Here is a 19,556-nt window from a genome sequence, read left to right as displayed (position 1 = left end):
GGCTCGCTGCCTACAATGCCAGCGCCTGACGCAATTATATTTCTCTATCGCAGCCGCTTGTAAATTTCTTCTGCCAATTGACGGGAAATACCTTCGACACTGGCCAAATCAGCGACGCTGGCATCGCTGACACCTTTTAAGCCCCCAAAACGCACCAGCAGGCGCTGGCGGCGTTTTGGGCCTATGCCCTCTATCTCTTCCAGTTGCGAAGTCTGTCTGGCCTTGTCGCGTTTGGCACGCATGCCGGTAATGGCAAAGCGATGTGCTTCATCGCGGATGTGGGCGATCAGCATGAGGGCGGCAGATTCCTTGCCCAGTTCCTTTTCTGTTCGGCCATCGACGAACACCAGGGTTTCGAGGCCTACCTTGCGGCCCTCGCCTTTGGCAACACCAACGATGAGGCTGATATCCAGGCCGAGCTCGACAAAAACTTGGCGCGCAATTTCCACCTGGCCTTTACCACCGTCGATGAGGACAATATCTGGCATGCGACGCTCGTTACTCTCGTCACTGTTAGCTACTTTTTCATAGCGACGGAACAATACCTGACGCATGGCGGCATAATCATCGCCGCCGGTAATGTCCTTGATATTGAAACGGCGATATTCACTGTTTTGCATGGCGTGATGATGGAACACCACGCAGGATGCCTGGGTGGCTTCGCCCTGGGTGTGACTGATGTCAAAACACTCTACACGCAGCTCTTCGAGGTTTTCTACCTCGAGCTCCAGCACGCTTGCCAGGGCTCGTGTACGCGCCTGTTGCGAGCCTTGCTCGGACAGCATGCGCGCCAGTGCCAGTTTGGCTCCCTTGACGGCCATGTCCAGCCAGGCACGGCGTTGCTCCTGTGGCTGGAAGGACAGATTGATGCGGTGACCACATTGCTCAGCCAGCGCCAGCATGAGATCAGGCGCATCGAGTTCTACATTCATGACCAGTGTGGACGGGATGAATTGGTCAACATAGTGCTGCGCCAGAAAGGCAGAGATGACCTCGACTTCGATTTCATTTTCTGCGACGCTGACCGCATCATCAACATGGGTGGGGAAATAGGCCCGGTCACCCAGATGCCGCCCGCCCCTGACCATGGCCAGGTTGACGCAGGCGCGACCGCCCTCCACTACCACGGCCAGAATGTCGATATCGACATCGCCTGCAGTTTCCATGCTTTGCTGGTGCAAGACTTTGGACAAGGCCTGCATTTGATTGCGTACTGCGGCTGCCTGCTCGAATTTGAGCTCCATGGAAAAGTCCAGCATCTTTTTTTCCAGAGTCTGCATGACTTCGAGCTGGCGGCCACGCAAAAAGTCGGCGGCATTATTGACGTCTTGCTGGTAGTCTTCTGGCGCAATAATCTTGACGCAAGGTGCGCTGCAGCGGCCGATCTGGTGCAGCAGGCATGGCCGGGTGCGATTGGCAAACACACTGTCTTCGCAACTGCGCAGCAAAAAGACTTTCTGCAAAATCTGCATTGACTCCTTAACCGCCCAGCCGGATGGGAATGGCCCAAAGTACTGATGTTTTTTGTCTATCGCACCACGGTAATACATCATGCGCGGCGTTTTTTCTGTGGTGATTTTCAGGTATGGATAAGACTTGTCATCACGAAACAGGATGTTGTAGCGCGGCTTTAATGCCTTGATGAGATTATTTTCAAGGATCAGTGCTTCGGCTTCGCTGCGGGTGACTGTGGTTTCCAGTTTGGCGATTTTCTCTACCATCATAGCGATACGCGGGCTGGAGAGGTTTTTGAGAAAATAGCTGGAGACGCGTTTTTTTAAATCACGTGCCTTGCCCACGTACAGCACCTGGTCATTGCTATCAAAATAGCGGTACACACCCGGCAGGTTGGGCAATTTGGCAACCAGATCGAGCACTTGCTGGCGTGCTTCTGAGATATTTGGTTCGTTCATGATGCAATCAATCTGCGGCGCCGGAAGAAGGTAGAAGTCGCTACTTTAGCAGGGATTGTTCAGTTCGATGATGACGAAGGCAATAGCGTAATCAGTTTCGTCACTGACGGAGATACTCGCCTTCAGATTACGCTCCTGCATCCATGCCAGCATATTGCCGTTGGCCCGCACCTGAGGCTGGCCCTGGTCGTTATTCAGGGTTTGCATGGCATGCCAGTTCATTGGGTCACGCATGCCCATGCCTACGGCTTTGGAAAAAGCTTCTTTTGCAGCAAACCGGGTAGCCAGATAACGCAGGCCGCGAGCCTCAACCAGGGCTTTGCGTTCGCGATAAATCGCCAGCTCTTCTGGTCCCAGGATTTTTTCAGCAAAGCGTTCACCGTTACGCGCAATGGCTTCTTGCATGCGCGAGATTTGTACGATGTCAGTGCCTATGCCGTAGATCATGTCAGGCTGCTCTATGCAAGCTCGACAGGCGGGCCGTGACCATCAGGGCTTTCATGTCGCTGATGGCTTTTTGCCAGCCTACGAACAGGGCCTGAGCGACGATGGCGTGGCCTATGTTCAATTCTGAGATTTCCGGAATTGCGGCAATTGCAGCAGTATTAGTCGTGTGCAAGCCGTGTCCGGCATTCACTTTCAAACCATGACGTATGCCAGCGATAGCAGCTTGTGATATACGCGCCAGTTCTTTCAGCTGCAATTCCGGATCAGCCGCATCAGCGTAGCGGCCAGTATGAATTTCTATGGCGCTTGCGCCTGCTTCTGAGCTGGCTTGTATCTGCTGCTCATCTGCATCGATGAAGAGTGACACACGTATCCCTGCCGCCTGCAATTGCCGGACTGCGGCCTGCACTTTGGCAAAATCACGGGCAACATCGAGGCCACCTTCTGTTGTGACTTCTTCACGGCGTTCTGGCACCAGGCAAACATCTTGCGGCAGGATGCGGCAGGCCAGATCCAGCATTTCATTATTGACTGCGGTTTCCAGGTTCATGCGCGTCAATATGCGTGGACGCAGCTGTTCTACGTCTGCATCGCGGATATGCCTGCGGTCTTCACGCAAATGCAGGGTAATGCAATCTGCACCTGCCTCTTCTGCCAACAAGGCGGCCTGTAAAGGATCTGGGTAAGTCGTACCTCGCGCATTGCGCAGGGTGGCAACGTGGTCGATATTCACGCCCAGTTCTATCAACTGGCTTTGTTGATGGATATTCATAGATTTTGCAAATCAATCAGTATTTGCCGCGTGTTCAGTGCAGCGCCGTGCAGGTGATGGGCAAGCAAAAAGCGCATCAGCAACTTGCTTTGCAATTGCGTGCTTTGTTCAGTGTAGTCGCCGCGCTGCATAGCCAGCAAAGTCTTGCCGCTGACCCTGGGCACGCTGTCGGCCGGCATCGCTGGCCTGGGGCCGCGCTCAGGATCAAGCACATAAAACTGTTCAGCCTGTACGCGTTCACGCTGTTGGGTACAACGAGTCAAATCACCCAGCAAACCAGACTCACGCAGTAGCGCCAGCTCAAAGCGACGCAGGACGATGGTGGCCGGCTCATCATGAGCAAGCTGGTTAAGAGTCGAGACATAGAGATCAAACAAATCCGGGTGCGCTTCATCGCGCATGAGGAACTTGACCAATAATTCATTAAGGTAAAAACCACATAGCAAGGCAGATTTTTCCAGTGGCAGCATGCCGCCTACCCAGTCTGCGGTCGTCAGCGTGCGTATCTCGCCCTTGCCTGTCCAGCCCAGTTGTAGAGGCTGAAAAGTCTGCAGCACGCTACGCAATTGCGAATGCGGGCGCTTTGCGCCTTTGGCAACCAGGGCGATGCGGCCATGGTCACGCGTCAATACATCGATGATGAGGCTGGTTTCCTTGTACGGCCAGGAATGCAGGACAAAGCCTGGCTGTTCCAGTATGCGCAAGTCTTTGGCGGGAGATTTGCTGGCAGCGCGCGGGCTTGTTGAGCTAGCCGTGCTTGCCGGGTTTGCTCTAGGTGTGCGTGGTCTTGCAGCAGTTTTTTTGGCAGCAGGTGGCGCTTGCGCTACAGTCGCCGTATTTGCTACGACACTGTCTTCCTGCACGGCGACTGCCTGCTCATCCATGGAGGGTTTTACTCGTAACCGTAGGCACGCAAACCGGCTTCATTGTCTGCCCAGCCAGATTTGACCTTGACCCAGATTTCCAGATACACGGGGCCACCAAACAGTTTTTCCATATCCTGGCGTGACTGGGTGGAGATGTCTTTCAGACGCGCGCCTTTGTTACCAATGACCATGGATTTATGGCCGTCCCTGTCGACCAGGATAGCAACGAATACGCGGCGCAGATTGCCTTCCTGCTCAAATTTTTCTATCAGCACAGTGCTGGTGTAAGGCAGCTCATCACCAACAAAACGGAACAGTTTTTCACGGACAATTTCTGCGGCCAGGAATTTCTCGCTGCGGTCAGTGATATCGTCTTCGCCAAACATGGGCGGGTTCAGTGGCAGGTATTTGCGGATTTCACCTTCCAGGTTTTCCAGTTGGAAGCGCAAGGTGGCCGACACTGGCACGATAGCCGCGAAATTATGCAGCGCTGCCACTTTTTGGGCAAACGGCATCATTACAGCCTTGTCTTTGACGCGATCTGATTTATTGATGACGAGGATGCAAGGCACATTCTTTGGTAGCAACTCTATCACTTGCTGATCTGCCGGGCCAAATGTACCTGCTTCTATGATGTACAAAATCACGTCTGCCGCTGTCAGGGTCGTGGTGACAGTACGGTTCAGCGTACGGTTCAATGCATTTGAATGACGGGTCTGAAAACCTGGCGTATCGATATACACGAACTGGGTATTGTCTTTGGTTTGTATGCCAGTAATACGATGGCGGGTAGTTTGTGCCTTGCGCGAGGTAATACTGACCTTGGCGCCTATCAGGGCGTTCATCAGGGTCGATTTACCGACGTTGGGTCGCCCGACGATGGCGATGTAACCACAGCGGAAATCAGGATTGTCTATTAATTCAGTCATGCGGTCGTCAGGCAGTCTTAGGGTGAGTCTCGGGGAGTGCGTCATGCGTCAGCAGTTCATCTGCTGCAGCCGTGCTGGCCGTACTTTGAGCGGCTTTGGGCTTGTCAGCCTTGGGTGCTTCAGCATCCAGCAAACTTTTTTGTTTGCCAGATTGTACTTTGGTTTCAGCGGCAGGCTCGCCTTGTACGGTAGCAATGCCAGCCAGTTTTAATTGTGATGCGCGCGGTTTGGATTTCTTGGCAGCAGGTGAACGTACCAACATGGCCAGGGCTGTTTCCAGCGCCAGTTTTGCGGCGGCTTGCTCGCCTGCACGACGACTACCGCCAGTACCAAAAACTTGTATTTCGAGTTTAGGAACCAGGCATTCAATTTCGAATTCCTGATTGTGTGCAGCACCGTGGGTAGCCACCACATTGTATTGCGGCAAAGCGATTTTTTTGCTTTGCAAAAACTCTTGCAACAAGGTCTTGGCATCCTTGCCAAGCGTAGTAGGATCAACGCTTGCCAGCACTGGCGCATACAAGGCACGGATAACTTCACGTGCCGCATCAAAACCAGCATCAAGGAAAATTGCACCGAACAAGGCTTCCAGCGTATCAGCCAGAATAGACGGGCGACGGAATCCGCCGGATTTCAATTCACCCTCGCCCAACCGCAGGAACTGGGAAAGCTCTATTCTCTGGGCGATTTCATACAGCGATTGTTGTTTGACCAGATTGGCACGTACACGTGACAAGTCACCTTCATCGATATTGGCAAAGCTGTCAAACAGCAGGGATGCGACAACGCAATTCAGGACTGAGTCGCCAAGAAATTCCAGACGTTCATTATGCAAAACACTATGACTACGATGTGTCAAAGCCTGCTGCAACAAAGCGGGGTTGCTAAACTGGTGCCCCAGCCTTTTCTGCAATAGTTGTTGATTCATACGCGTAACTTAATCTGCCTTGACAGGCTTGGTAACGACAACACCATTCTTCGCAGTCGTACCAGAATACTCCATCAAGATACTTGCAGGGCCTACCAGAGGTATTTTCTTGGCATAGGAAAAATGGAGATCGAAGCCACCATCCGTATTCCTGGTGATAATCAGATCCTTACCAGTAACAGCGTCGAAATAACCGACTTCCCTCTGCTTCTCGAAAGCGATTTGTATTTCTGCAGGCGTAGAGCCAGCGTTTTTTGTGCTATTGATGGCTCTGTTAATGGAGTTATATTCAATCACGGTAGGCACAACTTTCATTGCAACCATAGCAAGCACAATCACTACCGCCATAGCCATAATCAGACCAATTAAAGTAATGCCTTTTTGTTTTTTCATGAAAAAATGTTTATTTTTAGACATAAGTATTCAGTTCCTGATTAAAGATTGAAGTTTAATGGAAACTACCGACACGTTCGATATCACCAAAATTCATCCAGATGAAAAATGCCTTACCGACAATATTTTCATCTGGTACAAAACCCCAGTAGCGGCTGTCCTGACTATTGTCACGGTTATCACCCATCATGAAATAACGTCCTGCAGGTACGGTACAGGAGAAGCCTTCATTATCATAAGTACATAGTCCTTTATCCTTGAAATCATATGGCTCGACATAGGCAGGCCTTTGTTCATTGATAAGAATACTATGGCTGACTCCAGTCAGGTCTTCTTTGTAATGTTTGAGGTAATCCAGATTATCACGAAAATCAGGCATGTTAGTGTACGAAACATCTTTACCATTCACTGATAAGCGCTTGTTTTTATACACGATTTTATCACCTGGCACACCGATCACACGTTTAATATAGTCTACAGATGGGTCTACAGGGTATTTAAATACCATGACATCCCCTCTTTGTGGATCATTGATGGCAATGATTTTTTTATTAATCACTGGCAATCGTATGCCATAAGTGAATTTATTCACCAGTATCAGATCACCAATAAACAAGGTTGGCAACATCGAACCTGACGGAATCTTGAATGGCTCAAACAAGAAAGAACGCAAGAAAAACACCAGCGCAATCACTGGAAAGAAACTGCCTGAATACTCTATCCAGACGGGCTGCTTGAGTAAATTGGCTTCCAGTTCGTGGCGCGTACTTTCTTCCAGCCTCAAACCTTCGGCGGTCAGTTTGGTGCGCCGGGCGTCATATTCAGCCAAAGCTTTGTCAGCATTTTTACGACGTTGTTTGGCAAAGACAAAGACATCAAGGAACCAGATGACACCGGTCACTATAGTCAAGACAAACAGAATCAGAGCAAAATTGCCTAAAATTGATTGAAAACTCATTTTTCATCCACTTGTAAAATCGCCAAAAACGCTTCTTGCGGAATCTCTACTGAACCCACCTGCTTCATGCGTTTCTTACCTGCTTTTTGTTTTTCCAGCAATTTGCGCTTACGACTGATATCCCCACCATAACATTTCGCCAAAACGTTTTTACGCAAGGCTTTGACGTTTTCACGCGAGATGATGTTGGAACCGATAGCAGCCTGAATTGCCACATCAAACATCTGACGCGGGATCAGTTCACGCATCTTGGCAGCCACAGCGCGACCACGGAAATGACTATTTGCCCTGTGGACGATAATTGCCAGTGCATCAACCTTCTCGCTGTTGATCAGCATGTCAACTTTGACAACGTCTGCGGCACGGTTTTCCTTGAATTCATAATCCATGGAAGCATAGCCACGAGAAGTGGATTTGAGGCGATCAAAGAAATCCAGCACAATCTCGGCCATCGGCATTTCATAGGTCAGCTTGACCTGGCGACCATGGTAGTTCATGTCCATCTGCACGCCGCGCTTCTGTGTGCAAAGGGTGATGACTGAGCCTACATACTCTTGTGGCATGTAGAGATTTACGGTGACTATAGGCTCGCGAATTTCTTCTATCTTGGATGGTTCAGGCATTTTAGAGGGATTATCCACCATCAGAATGGTGCCATCAGCCATAACCACTTCATACACCACTGTTGGCGCAGTGGTAATGAGGTCCATGTCAAATTCACGCTCCAGGCGCTCCTGAACGATTTCCATATGCAGCAAACCAAGGAAACCACAGCGGAAGCCAAAGCCCAGCGCCTGTGACACTTCAGGTTCATACATCAGGGCCGCATCATTGAGCTTGAGTTTTTCCAGGGAGTCACGCAAGGCATCGTATTGATTGGCTTCAACCGGGAACAAACCAGCAAACACCTGAGGCTGCACCTCTTTAAAACCAGGCAAGGGCTCGGCAGCAGGTTTATTGGCAACAGTGATCGTGTCGCCGACTTTGGCAGACTTCAATTCTTTAATACCAGCAATGACAAAACCTACCTGTCCAGCAGTCAATTCTGTACGACTGAGTGACTTGGGTGTAAATACACCGACACTTTCAACCAGATGCTGTGCCTCGGTCGCCATGAACAAAATCTTGTCTTTAGGGCGCAGCGTACCGTTCTTGATACGCACCAGCATGACAACGCCTACATAATTATCAAACCATGAGTCGACGATCAGTGCCTGCAAAGGTGCAGTTGGATCACCTTGTGGAGGTGGTACTTTAACGATCAGCGACTCTAATACATCTTCAACACCCAGGCCGGTCTTGGCAGAGCAATGCACCGCATCTGAAGCATCTATGCCGATGACTTCTTCGATTTCCTGGCAAGCATTGTCAGGGTCAGCAGATGGCAAATCAATCTTGTTCAGAACGGGTACGACTTCCACCCCCAACTCAATCGCGGTGTAGCAGTTGGCTACTGTCTGCGCTTCCACACCCTGGGATGCATCGACCACCAGCAAGGCCCCTTCACAAGCAGACAGGGAACGGCTGACTTCATAGCTGAAATCGACGTGGCCTGGCGTATCAATGAGGTTCAGGTTGTAAATCTGACCATCGCGGGCCTTGTAATGCAAGGCAGCAGTCTGGGCCTTGATAGTGATACCACGTTCACGCTCGATATCCATGGAATCAAGCACTTGCGCTTCCATCTCGCGGTCGGAAAGGCCGCCGCAAAGCTGGATAATACGATCTGCCAGTGTGGATTTGCCGTGATCAATATGGGCAATAATCGAAAAATTGCGGATGTTATTCATTGAAATTACGAAAGAAACAAAGGTGAAGCGAATACCAGCTATAAAAAAAGCGCTCTGAGCTGGGCAAGCTTCCCCAGGCGAGCGCCTTCAGTTCGGGTTTTGCAAAACGCCATTTTACCGGATTTCACCCCGGAAAGCCGATAAATCGTCGAGTTGATGTCAGTTGAGCACTACAAAAAAGACAAGAAAGCCAGAGTTTCCACCAATTCTCTTTGTGGCAGGCCCCATTTGTCTTCATAGTCAATTCTGGCCAGATATAAGCCGTCGGGCATGAAGGTAGGCGCGGCGATTTCTCGATTCATGCTGCTCAGCACTTCGCCCATCCATTCCGGCTCCCTCTTACCAGTACCAACAAAGATCAGAGAGCCAACGATATTTCTGACCATATGATGTAAGAAGGCACTGGCACGCAGGGTAAAAATAATCATTTCACCCTGACGTCGTATCTGAATGTCATACATGTGCTTGACCGGGGTTTTAGCCTGACAACCCGAGGCACGAAAGGCGGAAAAATCATGCTCCCCCAGTAAATGCGCGGCAGCAGCGCGCATACGATCTACGTCAAGAGGACGGAAAGTCCACCCTGCTCTGCCGCTCCACATGGGCGAGCGAATGGCAGCATTATGTAAAACATAATGATAAGTACGGGCACGGGCACTAAAACGCGCATGAAAATTGTCGTCAGATTCAGGGTGCACAGGCAATTCCTTTGCCCATTGAACAGCGACAGTGCCAGGTAGAAAAGCGTTAACACCGTTCACCCAGGAATAAGGTTCACGCACAAGATCGGTATCGAAATGCACAACCTGCTCTATACCGTGAACACCTGCATCAGTACGACCCGCACAGGTGGTCTTGACTTCAGCCTTGGTGAATTGCTGCAAAGCCCGCTCCAGCGCATCCTGCACTGTATTTCCTGATGGCTGTGTTTGCCAGCCCTGCCAGGAGTTGCCGTCGTATTGAACACCTAAAACTAATCGCTTCACCACTATCCCATATCCAAAAAAACAAAACGGGCGCCAGCATGTGCCGCGCCCGTCGTGACTACATCAAAAAACTCAAGCCATTTGTGCCATCATGGACTTGGCTCTTTCAATTTGATCAGCAGTGCCGCCCTTAAGCACTTCGTCGAGCAATTCGCGGGCACCTTCCTTATCACCAATTTCATGATAAGCAACGGCCAGATCAAGTTTGGTTGCCATTTCAGCATTATGTGCAGGCACTTCTGCTTCAGTTGCAGCAGGTTCCAGATCCAGATCAATACCAGACAAGTCAAACTCGAAAGCGGAAACTGCTTCTGCTTCAGCCTCTTTAGCTGTTGTCAATTCTGGCAATGGTGTATCTGCAGCATCGCTTGCAAGTGAAGCTGCCAATAGATTCTCATCGATTTTTTCATCGCCCTTGTCATCAGCCAACAATTTATCAAGGGACAAAGGTTCCGACGCAGACTTATCATCAGCGAAATCAATATGACCAAGATCAAGATCAAACTTGTCAGCCTCTGACTCATGAGCAATAACTGGAGCAGCTTCAGCAACCACCGGAGCAGGCTCCGGGTCCTTGGTGCCGAAATCAAAATCTATGGTACCGAAATCCACCTCAGGTGCTGCGGCTGACTCTTCAACCGGAGCCGTGCGGGCAGCAGCAGGCTCAGGAATTTTTGGCACTTCTGGCTCTGCCATTGCAGAGATATCCAGATCAAAGTCGAGTGCATGCTCATCCATGGCAGGTTCTTCTGCCTTGGTTTTTGCAGCACCACCATTACGCTCTGCTGTGTCAATGATACTGATGGCTTCCAGCATGTCCTGCGACAAGGAATTGGCCAACAGTGCTTCCGGATCCAGATCTTCCAGTGGTTGCGTACCAGAACCCAGGCCAGATGCGGCAGCCATCTCAGCCTTGGCCTTACCGCCTGCGTACAGAGGATTACCTGGTTCCAGTACGATACCCATAGAGGCCGCCTGCGCCCAGTCATCACCCTCACCACTGGTCATGCCATACAACTCGCTGGCCAGACGCTCAAAGGTTTTGGCATCCTTACGGCCAAAATAAATCTCCAGCAATTTAACCCTGACCGCGTGACGATCTGGCTGGGTACGCAATGCTTCTTTCAAAATTTCTTCAGCTTGAGAATCGCGACCATAAGCAATGTAAACATCTGCCTCAGCAACTGGATCGACTTCATTAGCATCAAGCTGGCTGGCTGATGGAGCGAAGTTTGAATTGAAGACACTATTGTTAGTATCTACGCTCTGACCACCAGTAGAACCAAACATGGAGTTGGCCTTCATGCTGGAGCCAGTCAGGATACTATCTTCAAACTGTTGCATTTTTTTCTTGCGCTGGCTACTCCAGATACCAACACCACCGAGTATGGCAAGCAAAGCTATGCCGCCTGGCAGCAGGTAATCAGAAATACTGTCGAAGAAACTTGGTTCTGGCGGAGGCGGTGGTGGCGGTGCAACAACCTTGCGTTTTACCGGTGGCTTAGGTGTTTCTACCGAGGCCGCAGAGGCTGGAGAAGTTGTTGCTGGCGAACTGGCAGGTGCACTCGCTGGAGTTGCTACAACAGAAGCTGCCGCCGGTGCTGATGCAGGCGCTGGAGCCGATGCAACACTGGCAACGGCTGGCGTTGACACTGGCGCTGGTGCAGGCGCAGTCACAGCAGGTGCGCTCGCTGCCGCAGGCACACTTGCTTTTGTTTCAGTACGGGCCTTGGTCAGTTCAGCTTGCTTGGCTGCCAATTCCTTGTTTTTGATTTCTATCTTTTGCGCTTCCAGCAGATTTTTCAAATCGCTGACGTTCTTTTCCAGCTCTTTGACACGTGCATTGGATTCTTGCGCTGCGCGCTCTTTGGCCAGTTTATCTTCTTCCCCTGCACCTTTACCTGCGCTGCGCGCAGATGCTGGGCCAACCTTGGACAACTTCAGCTTATCAGGTGAGTCAGTTGTTGCATTTGGCACTTCCTTGACCTTGGCAGAGATTTTGCCACCGCCACTTTGCTTGGTGGTTGGCGCCTTCTCGGCTGGCGCCTCTGCTACCTGGCCTGCCAATTTATTACGGTAAGCAGTGAAATCGGCGGCATGAGCAACGACAACAGAATGCGCCTCATTACCGGTGCCAGCATTGGCACGTACAGAATCGGCATCGGGTATAGTCAGAATCTGCCCAGACTTCAGGCGATTCATGTTGTTGCCAGCAAATGCTTGCGGATTGGCGCGATAAAGGCTGACCAGCATCTGGTCAAGTGACACGCCCTCAGCACGGTAACCGCCTGCAATCTTGCTCAGGGTATCGCCTGCTTTGGTCTGATACTCGCCGGCAGCAGTGACTTCTTTGCCGGCGTCAGTGTTTTTTGTTGCGGGCCTGCTTCCTGCACTGGTTTCCGCCGGGACAGGACGGTTATTTTTTGCGTTAGGAGGAATGTTGGCATTTTGTGGCTTAACAGCAACAACCGTTGGATTGCTGACTTGCGCAGATTGACTATTTCGCAATTCAGCGGGGTCTAGCAAGAAGGTGTATTCTCTTAACAGCTTGCCGTTGGATGAGTTCATCTCCACCAACATATCAACGAATGGCTCGTTCATAGGCTGCGAAGAACTGACGCGTATCACATAGTTGGCGCCGCGCTGCTCAATGGCAAAACGCAGAGACAATAATGCCGCATTAAAATCTATGTTCGCTTGCTTGAAAGATTCCTGAGATGCCAGTTTAGGCACCAGTGAATCGACTTCATCCTTAGAGGGAGAAGTCAACTCTATCTCAGCGCGAAGCGGCTGCCCCAGAGCGGACAATACGGTCAGCTTACCGAGACCGGTAGCATGCGCACTGGAGAGCATGAACAAGGACGACGCTACAGCAACACTTAACGCCTTGCGTCCCAGGGTAATCACAGACGATTTTTTTTGATTATGCATTTTGTCAGACATATTGGGAATTTTTGGCGAACAAAGTCCGCTGGTTGACGCTTTTCACATTACCTAGCGACGCGTCCTAATGTTTCACATTAACATTACAAACATAGCCACGCAAGCTTAACGCGATTTATCACAGTGGTAAATACATTAAGAACCTTGAGTTGCAAGGATATCGCATAAATGTTGTTGCCAAATGACAAGTGAAAAAATAATCGCCAAAATCCTAATTATTTATTATTAAAATTAAAACTAAATACCCGTCAGTAAAATCGACGAAGTTTTTGAAGTTTCAAAAACGACAAGGGGGCGTTAAACGCCCCCCTCTATTTTACAACATCTTTTTCAGGCTACCCCAAAACGTCAATCTTCGATCAAAATCCGCAGCATGCGACGCAATGGTTCTGCAGCGCCCCACAGCAATTGATCACCGACTGTAAACGCCCCCACATACTCAGGACCCATCGCCAGTTTCCGGACACGACCGACTGGAATTGTCATCGTGCCAGTAACAGCTACAGGAGTCAGATCACGGATGCTGGCTTCACGGGTATTCGGCACAACTTTTACCCATTCATTGTCAGCGGCAATCATTGCCTCGATATCTGCCAGGGGCACTTCTTTTTTCAGCTTGAATGTCAAAGCCTGGCTGTGGCAACGCATGGCGCCAATACGTACACAGAAACCATCAACTGGAACAGCGGCTGTACCAAAGCCTTCGCCCTGACCCAATATCTTGTTGGTCTCAGCCATGCCTTTCCATTCTTCTTTCGACATACCGTCACCCAGATCCTTATCGATCCATGGGATCAGTGAGCCACCAAGTGGCACACCAAAATTGGCGGTTTCATCCGCAGTCAGGGAACGCTGTTTGGCGATAATTTTACGGTCAATTTCAAGAATGGCGCTTTTTGGATCATCCAGCAGTGAACGAACTTCTGCGTTCAAAGTGCCATATTGCGTCAACAATTCACGCATGTGCTGGGCACCGCCGCCAGATGCTGCCTGGTAAGTTTGTGTGCTCATCCATTCGACCAGACCTGCCTTATACAAAGCACCAACGCCCATCAGCATACAGCTGACTGTGCAATTGCCGCCTATCCAGTCCTTTTGTCCATTGACCAAGGCTTGCTTGATCACAGGCAAATTGACCGGATCCAGTACGATGACTGCGTTTTCATTCATGCGCAGGCTGGATGCTGCATCTATCCAGTGGCCATTCCAGCCAGTAGCACGCAGCTTGGGATAAATTTCATTGGTGTAGTCACCACCCTGGCAGGTAATAATAATTTCGCACTTCTTGAGCGCATCAATATTATTTGCGTCTTGCAAGGTCTTTTCATTCTTTGCCATTGCAGGGGCCGTGCCACCTGTATTGGACGTTGAAAAGAACACGGGTTCAATATGATCGAAATCACCTTCTTCCTGCATGCGTTGCATCAGGACAGAACCCACCATACCACGCCAACCTACCAGACCTACCAGCTTCATCATTTTTCCCTAAAATTTTGCAGGACGTCCCTGCCCTTCACGAACAAATAGGATTTATGCAAAATTGTCCCAGCAAGGCTATCGCCAAGGAAACCTCTCTTGCAAGAGAGGTTCGTTATGCTGGCAGGCAACATGTTGCCTGAAACCCCAGCTACACCGTTAGCGACGAAGACAGTACTTTAGTACGGCTAGGAGCTGCAACGCAGCTGGGGCGGTTTTGCGTAAAGACTAAATTAACTCAATGCTTGCAGAACAGCCTGCCCCATCTCGCCAGTGCCGACCTTGGTCGTGCCTGCCTCATAAATATCAGGAGTACGCAAACCTTGCGCCAATACTTTCTTGACGGCGTTTTCAATACGATCAGCCTGCTCTGCTTTATTCAGCGAATAACGCAACATCATGGCAGCGGACAAAATGGTTGCCAGCGGATTAGCTACACCTTTGCCTGCGATATCAGGTGCTGAACCATGTGAAGGCTCATACAGTCCTTTGTTATTTGCATCCAGCGACGCCGATGGCAACATACCGATGGAACCTGTCAACATGGACGCCTGATCAGACAAGATATCGCCAAACATATTGCCAGTAACGATAACGTCAAATTTCTTCGGTGCGCGCACCAGTTGCATAGCTGCGTTGTCGACATACATATGGTCCAGCGCAACGTCAGGATATTCTTTATGCACTTCAGTGACGATATCCTTCCAGAACTGGAAAGTTTCCAGCACATTGGCTTTATCGACGCTGGTCAGACGCTTGTCACGCTTTTGTGCAGCCTGGAAAGCAACGTGGGCAATACGACGGATTTCAGATTCAGCATAACGCATGGTATCGAAACCTTCGCGCTCACCTTTGAATGGGCCATCAGGGCATACACGCACACCGCGTGGCTGACCAAAATAAATATCGCCTGTCAATTCGCGAATGATCAGGATATCAAGACCAGAAACCACTTCCGGTTTAAGGGTCGATGCACCTGCCAGTTCCGGATACATGATGGCCGGCCGCAGATTGGCGAACAGCTTGAGATTTTTACGCAAGCCCAGGATAGCTTGTTCAGGACGCAATGGGCGATCCAGCGTGTCATACTTCCAGTCACCTACGGCGCCAAACAAGACGGCATCCGCTTCCAGTGCCAGCTTCAGTGTTGCTTCAGGCAGGGGATGGCCAGATGCTTCATAGCCAGCACCGCCAACAGGTGCAGTTTCCATTTCAAAAGGTTCATCAAGCGCATTCAATACCTTGACGGCCTGTTCAACGATTTCAGGACCTATGCCGTCACCCGGCAAAATAGCAATTTTCATATTCTCAAGAAATTAGTATAGATAATCTGGATAGCTGATTCAGTTGGCCTGGATCGCTTAAATTGTATTGGCAAGCCAGGGCTGCGCGGCAATATGGCGCTCTTCAAAGGCGCGTATCTTGTCGGCTTGACGCAGTGTCAGACCAATATCATCCAGGCCATTAAGCATGCAGTATTTGCGGAAGCTATCGATATCGAAAGCATAGCTGACACTTCCATTGCTGGTGCGCACGACTTGCTGCTCCAGGTCAACGATCAGACGATAACCCGGGAAGGCTTTGACTTCATTGAACAGTGCATCCACTTGCGCTTCGCCAAGGACGATAGGCAGTACGCCGTTTTTATAGCAGTTATTGAAGAAAATATCTGCGAAACTTGGTGCGATAATCGCGCGAAAACCAAATTGCTCAAGCGCCCAGGGCGCATGTTCACGTGAAGAACCACAACCAAAATTTTTACGAGCCAGCAAGATGGAAGCGCCCTGGTAACGCGCCTGATTCAGGACAAAATCAGGATTGACAGGGCGCTTGCTATTGTCCATGCCAGGTTCGCCATGATCGAGATAACGCCATTCATCAAACAGATTAGGACCAAAGCCACTGCGTTTGATGGATTTCAAAAACTGCTTGGGAATGATGGCATCAGTATCTACATTGGCCCTGTCCATGGGCGCAACCAAACCATCGAGTAAAGTAAATTTTTCCATGTCGCTACTTATTTTTTGCCTGCATTTTCGACTGCTTCGCCAGCCTTTTTAACGTCTTTCCCCAAACCCTGAACGGTATTGCAGGCAGTCAGCACCAATGCACACATTGCCAGTAAAAATATCTTTTTCATGTCATCTCTCCGTCCAAATTAAGATAAGCCACGTACATCTACAAAATGCCCTGCAACACCAGCCGCAGCCGCCATTGCGGGTGACACCAGATGGGTACGACCGCCCTGCCCCTGACGACCTTCAAAGTTACGATTGGAAGTGGAAGCACAACGCTCACCCGGTTCCAGCCTGTCGGCATTCATGGCCAGGCACATGGAGCAACCTGGCTCACGCCATTCAAAACCAGCAGCCTTGAATATCTGATCCAGACCTTCACGTTCAGCCTGTTCTTTGACCAGGCCAGAACCTGGCACCACCATCGCCAGTTTGACGTTTGATGCACGATATTTGCCGCGCACAACCGCAGCAGCGGCACGCAAATCTTCTATGCGTGAATTGGTGCAGGAACCGATAAAGACTTTATCAATTCGGATATCAGAAATAGCAGTGTTTGGCTGCAAAGCCATATAGATCAAGGCTTTTTCTATGGCATCACGCTTGACGGCATCTTTTTCCTGTTCAGGATCAGGTACGCGGCTGTCTATGGCCACCACCATTTCAGGAGATGTACCCCAGGTGACTTGAGGCTTGATTTCAGCGGCATTCAAAGTCACGACCATATCGAATTTGGCACCTGCATCAGTATGCAAGGTACTCCAGTATTCGACGGCTCTGTCCCAGTGCGGACCAACTGGCGACAAGGGACGGCCTTTAACATAATCGATGGTAGTTTGATCTACTGCCACCATGCCAGCGCGCGCACCAGCTTCAATCGCCATATTGCAGACGGTCATGCGGCCTTCCATGGACAGGCTGCGAATAGTCGAACCGGCAAACTCAATCGCATAACCGGTACCACCTGCCGTACCTATCTTGCCAATCACAGCGAGAACGATGTCTTTTGCGGTCACGCCCACAGGCATGGCACCATCGACCTGCACCAGCATGGATTTGGATTTTTTTGCGATCAGGGTTTGGGTCGCCAGCACATGCTCAACTTCAGATGTACCAATGCCATGCGCCAGGCAGGCAAACGCACCATGTGTAGACGTATGCGAATCACCGCAAACCACCGTCATGCCGGGCAAGGTCGCACCTTGCTCAGGCCCGATGACGTGAACAATGCCCTGACGTTTATCAGCCATGCCGAAATAGGTTAAACCATATTCTTTGGCGTTGGCATCCAGAGTTTCTACTTGCAGACGGGAGATAGGGTCATCAATACCGTTGATGCGGTTCGTGGTTGGCACATTATGATCCGCCACCACCAGATTGGCGGATAGTCGCCAGGGTTGGCGTCCAGCCAGTTTCAAGCCATCAAAGGCTTGCGGGCTGGTGACTTCATGCAACAAATGGCGGTCTATATAGAGAATTGCAGTGCCATCATCTTCTGAATGGACCACATGGGATTCCCATAATTTATCGTAAAGCGTCTTAAGCATAATCTGAAACCTGGAAATAAGTCATTGGTTCTACTACATCCTGTACTGCATCTTTTTTTCGCATTTGATTATGCCACAATTGTGCAACGCAAAACCAACCCTCACGCCAAATTGGTGCATGAAATTTCAGTACAAATGCTTGAGTTTGATGAAAAACGCCAAATTTTCATCTGGTTTTTGAGGCAAATCTGGAAAATTGCCAGTGAATATTCTGGTGCAAATGATGGGACATTGCAGCGATGGATGATGCAGAAAGGCAGCTAAAGCCTGATCGCTTCGCCCGGCACACGAATGGTGCGCAGCCAGTGTAGCATGTTCCCACCTCTTTGAAGAGGCAGGAACAGTGGTATGCAGATAGCAGAAAAATGAAGAGTATCAGTTACCCGGTTTGACGTCGCCGCATTGTGCTCTGTGACGCAAGGCATGGTCCATCAAAACCAGGGCTAGCATGGCTTCAGCAATCGGCGTGGCACGTATGCCAACACAAGGGTCATGACGGCCAAAGGTTTCCACCATGACAGGATTACCATCCTTGTCCACCGATCTTCTTGGTGTGCGTATCGAAGAGGTAGGTTTGATGGCGATGGAAACCGTAATATCCTGACCAGTAGAAATACCACCCAGTATGCCACCGGCATTATTACCAACAAAACCATCCGGTGTCAGTTCGTCACCATGCTCAGAGCCGCGCTGCGCGACTGAGCGAAAGCCCGCTCCGATTTCCACACCCTTGACTGCATTGATACCCATCATGGCATAGGCAATTTCAGCGTCAAGCTTGTCGTAAATAGGCTCGCCCAGACCGACAGGCACATTGGAAGCGACCACATCTATCTTCGCACCTATGGAATCACCATCCTTGCGCAAGGCATCCATATAGTCTTCCAGCTGCTGTATCAGTGCTGCATCTGTAGTGGGCGCAAAGAAGGGGTTGCCTGCTGCATGCCCCCAGGCCTGGAAAGGAATGACAATTTCACCCAGCTGGCTCATGCCGCCATGAAACACTGTCCCGTATTGCTGATTAAGCCACTTCTTGGCGATAGCTGCAGCACCGACAACGGGCGCAGTCAGACGGGCAGAAGAACGGCCACCACCGCGCGGGTCGCGGATACCGTATTTATTCCAGTAAGTGAAGTCAGCATGACCAGGACGGAAGGTTTCAGTGATGTTGCCATAGTCCTTGCTGCGCTGATCCTGATTGCGAATCAGTAAACCTATAGGCGTGCCTGTGGTTTTACCCTGGTACACACCGGACAGGATTTCCACCGTATCAGGCTCCTGGCGCTGGGTCACATGGCGGGACGTGCCGGGGCGGCGGCGGTCCAGCTCTGGCTGTATGTCAGCCTCAGACAATTCCATGCCCGGAGGGCAGCCATCAATCACGCAACCTATGGCTGGGCCATGCGATTCACCAAAGGTTGTAACAGTAAACAAGGTGCCAAAAGTATTACCGGACATAATATTTCAAAAATGAGAGGTTAGACAGAATGAAACCCATTTTACCAGTGAAGCGTGCCACACAGAATTTCGCTTCCACCTTAAGAATGGAAAGATTTCACTATTTTTCGCACATTCACGCCAAATTACTGGCTT

General features: G+C 50.3%; 17 protein-coding genes. All 17 read right to left on the bottom strand.

The features are described from left to right. Positions 1 to 44: 44 nt before the first annotated feature. Positions 45 to 1,913: an excinuclease ABC subunit UvrC gene (uvrC, locus tag DFR42_RS00335; protein WP_110252982.1), complete on the bottom strand. Its 1,869-nt coding sequence runs from the start codon at positions 1,911 to 1,913 to the stop codon at positions 45 to 47. 45 nt (positions 1,914 to 1,958) lie between these two features. Beyond that, positions 1,959 to 2,360: a holo-ACP synthase gene (gene acpS / locus DFR42_RS00330; protein ID WP_110252981.1), complete on the bottom strand. Its 402-nt coding sequence runs from the start codon at positions 2,358 to 2,360 to the stop codon at positions 1,959 to 1,961. A gap of 1 nt (position 2,361) precedes the next feature. Further along, positions 2,362 to 3,132 (bottom strand): pyridoxine 5'-phosphate synthase, encoded by a 771-nt coding sequence (gene pdxJ / locus DFR42_RS00325; protein WP_110252980.1) that lies wholly within the window; start codon positions 3,130 to 3,132, stop codon positions 2,362 to 2,364. Then, the gene (recO, locus tag DFR42_RS00320; RefSeq protein ID WP_110252979.1) at positions 3,129 to 4,016 is read right to left on the bottom strand and encodes a DNA repair protein RecO; all 888 of its coding nucleotides are present in this window, start codon (positions 4,014 to 4,016) and stop codon (positions 3,129 to 3,131) included. Before recO ends, pdxJ begins: the two co-directional genes overlap by 4 nt. An 8-nt stretch (positions 4,017 to 4,024) precedes the next feature. Next, positions 4,025 to 4,927, bottom strand: coding sequence for a GTPase Era (gene era, locus DFR42_RS00315; protein ID WP_110252978.1), 903 nt, complete (start codon positions 4,925 to 4,927; stop codon positions 4,025 to 4,027). A 7-nt stretch (positions 4,928 to 4,934) separates the two neighbouring features. Next, positions 4,935 to 5,855, bottom strand: coding sequence for a ribonuclease III (gene rnc, locus DFR42_RS00310; protein WP_110252977.1), 921 nt, complete (start codon positions 5,853 to 5,855; stop codon positions 4,935 to 4,937). Positions 5,856 to 5,864: 9 nt separating this feature from the next. Continuing rightward, positions 5,865 to 6,272, bottom strand: coding sequence for a DUF4845 domain-containing protein (locus DFR42_RS00305; protein ID WP_245936774.1), 408 nt, complete (start codon positions 6,270 to 6,272; stop codon positions 5,865 to 5,867). A 31-nt stretch (positions 6,273 to 6,303) separates the two neighbouring features. Further along, the gene (lepB, locus tag DFR42_RS00300; RefSeq protein ID WP_110252976.1) at positions 6,304 to 7,206 is read right to left on the bottom strand and encodes a signal peptidase I; all 903 of its coding nucleotides are present in this window, start codon (positions 7,204 to 7,206) and stop codon (positions 6,304 to 6,306) included. Then, positions 7,203 to 8,996 carry a translation elongation factor 4 gene (gene lepA / locus DFR42_RS00295; RefSeq protein ID WP_110252975.1) on the bottom strand — a complete coding sequence of 598 codons (1,794 nt, stop codon included), beginning with the start codon at positions 8,994 to 8,996 and terminating at the stop codon, positions 7,203 to 7,205. Before lepA ends, lepB begins: the two co-directional genes overlap by 4 nt. Before the next feature lie 170 nt (positions 8,997 to 9,166). Further along, the gene (gene truA / locus DFR42_RS00290; RefSeq protein ID WP_110254161.1) at positions 9,167 to 9,982 is read right to left on the bottom strand and encodes a tRNA pseudouridine(38-40) synthase TruA; all 816 of its coding nucleotides are present in this window, start codon (positions 9,980 to 9,982) and stop codon (positions 9,167 to 9,169) included. Between the two features lie 72 nt (positions 9,983 to 10,054). Then, positions 10,055 to 12,913 (bottom strand): motility hub landmark protein FimV, encoded by a 2,859-nt coding sequence (locus tag DFR42_RS00285; RefSeq protein WP_245936773.1) that lies wholly within the window; start codon positions 12,911 to 12,913, stop codon positions 10,055 to 10,057. Between the two features lie 360 nt (positions 12,914 to 13,273). Beyond that, on the bottom strand, positions 13,274 to 14,404 hold the full coding sequence (asd, locus tag DFR42_RS00280) for an aspartate-semialdehyde dehydrogenase (RefSeq protein WP_110252973.1): 1,131 nt from the start codon (positions 14,402 to 14,404) through the stop codon (positions 13,274 to 13,276). A 230-nt stretch (positions 14,405 to 14,634) separates the two neighbouring features. Next, the gene (gene leuB, locus DFR42_RS00275) at positions 14,635 to 15,705 is read right to left on the bottom strand and encodes a 3-isopropylmalate dehydrogenase (protein WP_110252972.1); all 1,071 of its coding nucleotides are present in this window, start codon (positions 15,703 to 15,705) and stop codon (positions 14,635 to 14,637) included. A 57-nt stretch (positions 15,706 to 15,762) separates the two neighbouring features. Continuing rightward, positions 15,763 to 16,410, bottom strand: coding sequence for a 3-isopropylmalate dehydratase small subunit (gene leuD / locus DFR42_RS00270; RefSeq protein WP_110252971.1), 648 nt, complete (start codon positions 16,408 to 16,410; stop codon positions 15,763 to 15,765). Positions 16,411 to 16,418: 8 nt separating this feature from the next. Next, positions 16,419 to 16,541, bottom strand: a complete 123-nt coding sequence (locus DFR42_RS00265; RefSeq protein ID WP_110252970.1) for an entericidin A/B family lipoprotein — start codon at positions 16,539 to 16,541, stop codon at positions 16,419 to 16,421. A gap of 18 nt (positions 16,542 to 16,559) precedes the next feature. Next, positions 16,560 to 17,963, bottom strand: coding sequence for a 3-isopropylmalate dehydratase large subunit (gene leuC, locus DFR42_RS00260; protein WP_110252969.1), 1,404 nt, complete (start codon positions 17,961 to 17,963; stop codon positions 16,560 to 16,562). A gap of 375 nt (positions 17,964 to 18,338) precedes the next feature. After that, complete coding sequence (aroC, locus tag DFR42_RS00250; protein WP_110252967.1) at positions 18,339 to 19,421, bottom strand: chorismate synthase; 1,083 nt, start codon at positions 19,419 to 19,421, stop codon at positions 18,339 to 18,341. Between the last annotated feature and the right edge of the window lie 135 nt (positions 19,422 to 19,556).

It is taken from the genome of Undibacterium pigrum (assembly GCF_003201815.1).
GTDB classification, from domain to species: Bacteria; Pseudomonadota; Gammaproteobacteria; order Burkholderiales; family Burkholderiaceae_D; genus Undibacterium; species Undibacterium pigrum.
Note: the sequence above shows the minus strand (reverse complement) of the source record. Positions and strands in the feature narration are given on the sequence as shown.

What these genes read in the sequence shown, in the direction of transcription:
- uvrC (WP_110252982.1), bottom strand. Translation starts at nt 1,913, where the DNA reads ATGAACGAACCAAATATCTCAGAAGCACGCCAGCAAGTGCTCGATCTG.
- acpS (WP_110252981.1), bottom strand. Translation starts at nt 2,360, where the DNA reads ATGATCTACGGCATAGGCACTGACATCGTACAAATCTCGCGCATGCAA.
- pdxJ (WP_110252980.1), bottom strand. Translation starts at nt 3,132, where the DNA reads ATGAATATCCATCAACAAAGCCAGTTGATAGAACTGGGCGTGAATATC.
- recO (WP_110252979.1), bottom strand. Translation starts at nt 4,016, where the DNA reads ATGGATGAGCAGGCAGTCGCCGTGCAGGAAGACAGTGTCGTAGCAAAT.
- era (WP_110252978.1), bottom strand. Translation starts at nt 4,927, where the DNA reads ATGACTGAATTAATAGACAATCCTGATTTCCGCTGTGGTTACATCGCC.
- rnc (WP_110252977.1), bottom strand. Translation starts at nt 5,855, where the DNA reads ATGAATCAACAACTATTGCAGAAAAGGCTGGGGCACCAGTTTAGCAAC.
- DFR42_RS00305 (WP_245936774.1), bottom strand. Translation starts at nt 6,272, where the DNA reads ATGTCTAAAAATAAACATTTTTTCATGAAAAAACAAAAAGGCATTACT.
- lepB (WP_110252976.1), bottom strand. Translation starts at nt 7,206, where the DNA reads ATGAGTTTTCAATCAATTTTAGGCAATTTTGCTCTGATTCTGTTTGTC.
- lepA (WP_110252975.1), bottom strand. Translation starts at nt 8,996, where the DNA reads ATGAATAACATCCGCAATTTTTCGATTATTGCCCATATTGATCACGGC.
- DFR42_RS00285 (WP_245936773.1), bottom strand. Translation starts at nt 12,913, where the DNA reads ATGCATAATCAAAAAAAATCGTCTGTGATTACCCTGGGACGCAAGGCG.
- asd (WP_110252973.1), bottom strand. Translation starts at nt 14,404, where the DNA reads ATGATGAAGCTGGTAGGTCTGGTAGGTTGGCGTGGTATGGTGGGTTCT.
- leuB (WP_110252972.1), bottom strand. Translation starts at nt 15,705, where the DNA reads ATGAAAATTGCTATTTTGCCGGGTGACGGCATAGGTCCTGAAATCGTT.
- leuD (WP_110252971.1), bottom strand. Translation starts at nt 16,410, where the DNA reads ATGGAAAAATTTACTTTACTCGATGGTTTGGTTGCGCCCATGGACAGG.
- DFR42_RS00265 (WP_110252970.1), bottom strand. Translation starts at nt 16,541, where the DNA reads ATGAAAAAGATATTTTTACTGGCAATGTGTGCATTGGTGCTGACTGCC.
- leuC (WP_110252969.1), bottom strand. Translation starts at nt 17,963, where the DNA reads ATGCTTAAGACGCTTTACGATAAATTATGGGAATCCCATGTGGTCCAT.
- aroC (WP_110252967.1), bottom strand. Translation starts at nt 19,421, where the DNA reads ATGTCCGGTAATACTTTTGGCACCTTGTTTACTGTTACAACCTTTGGT.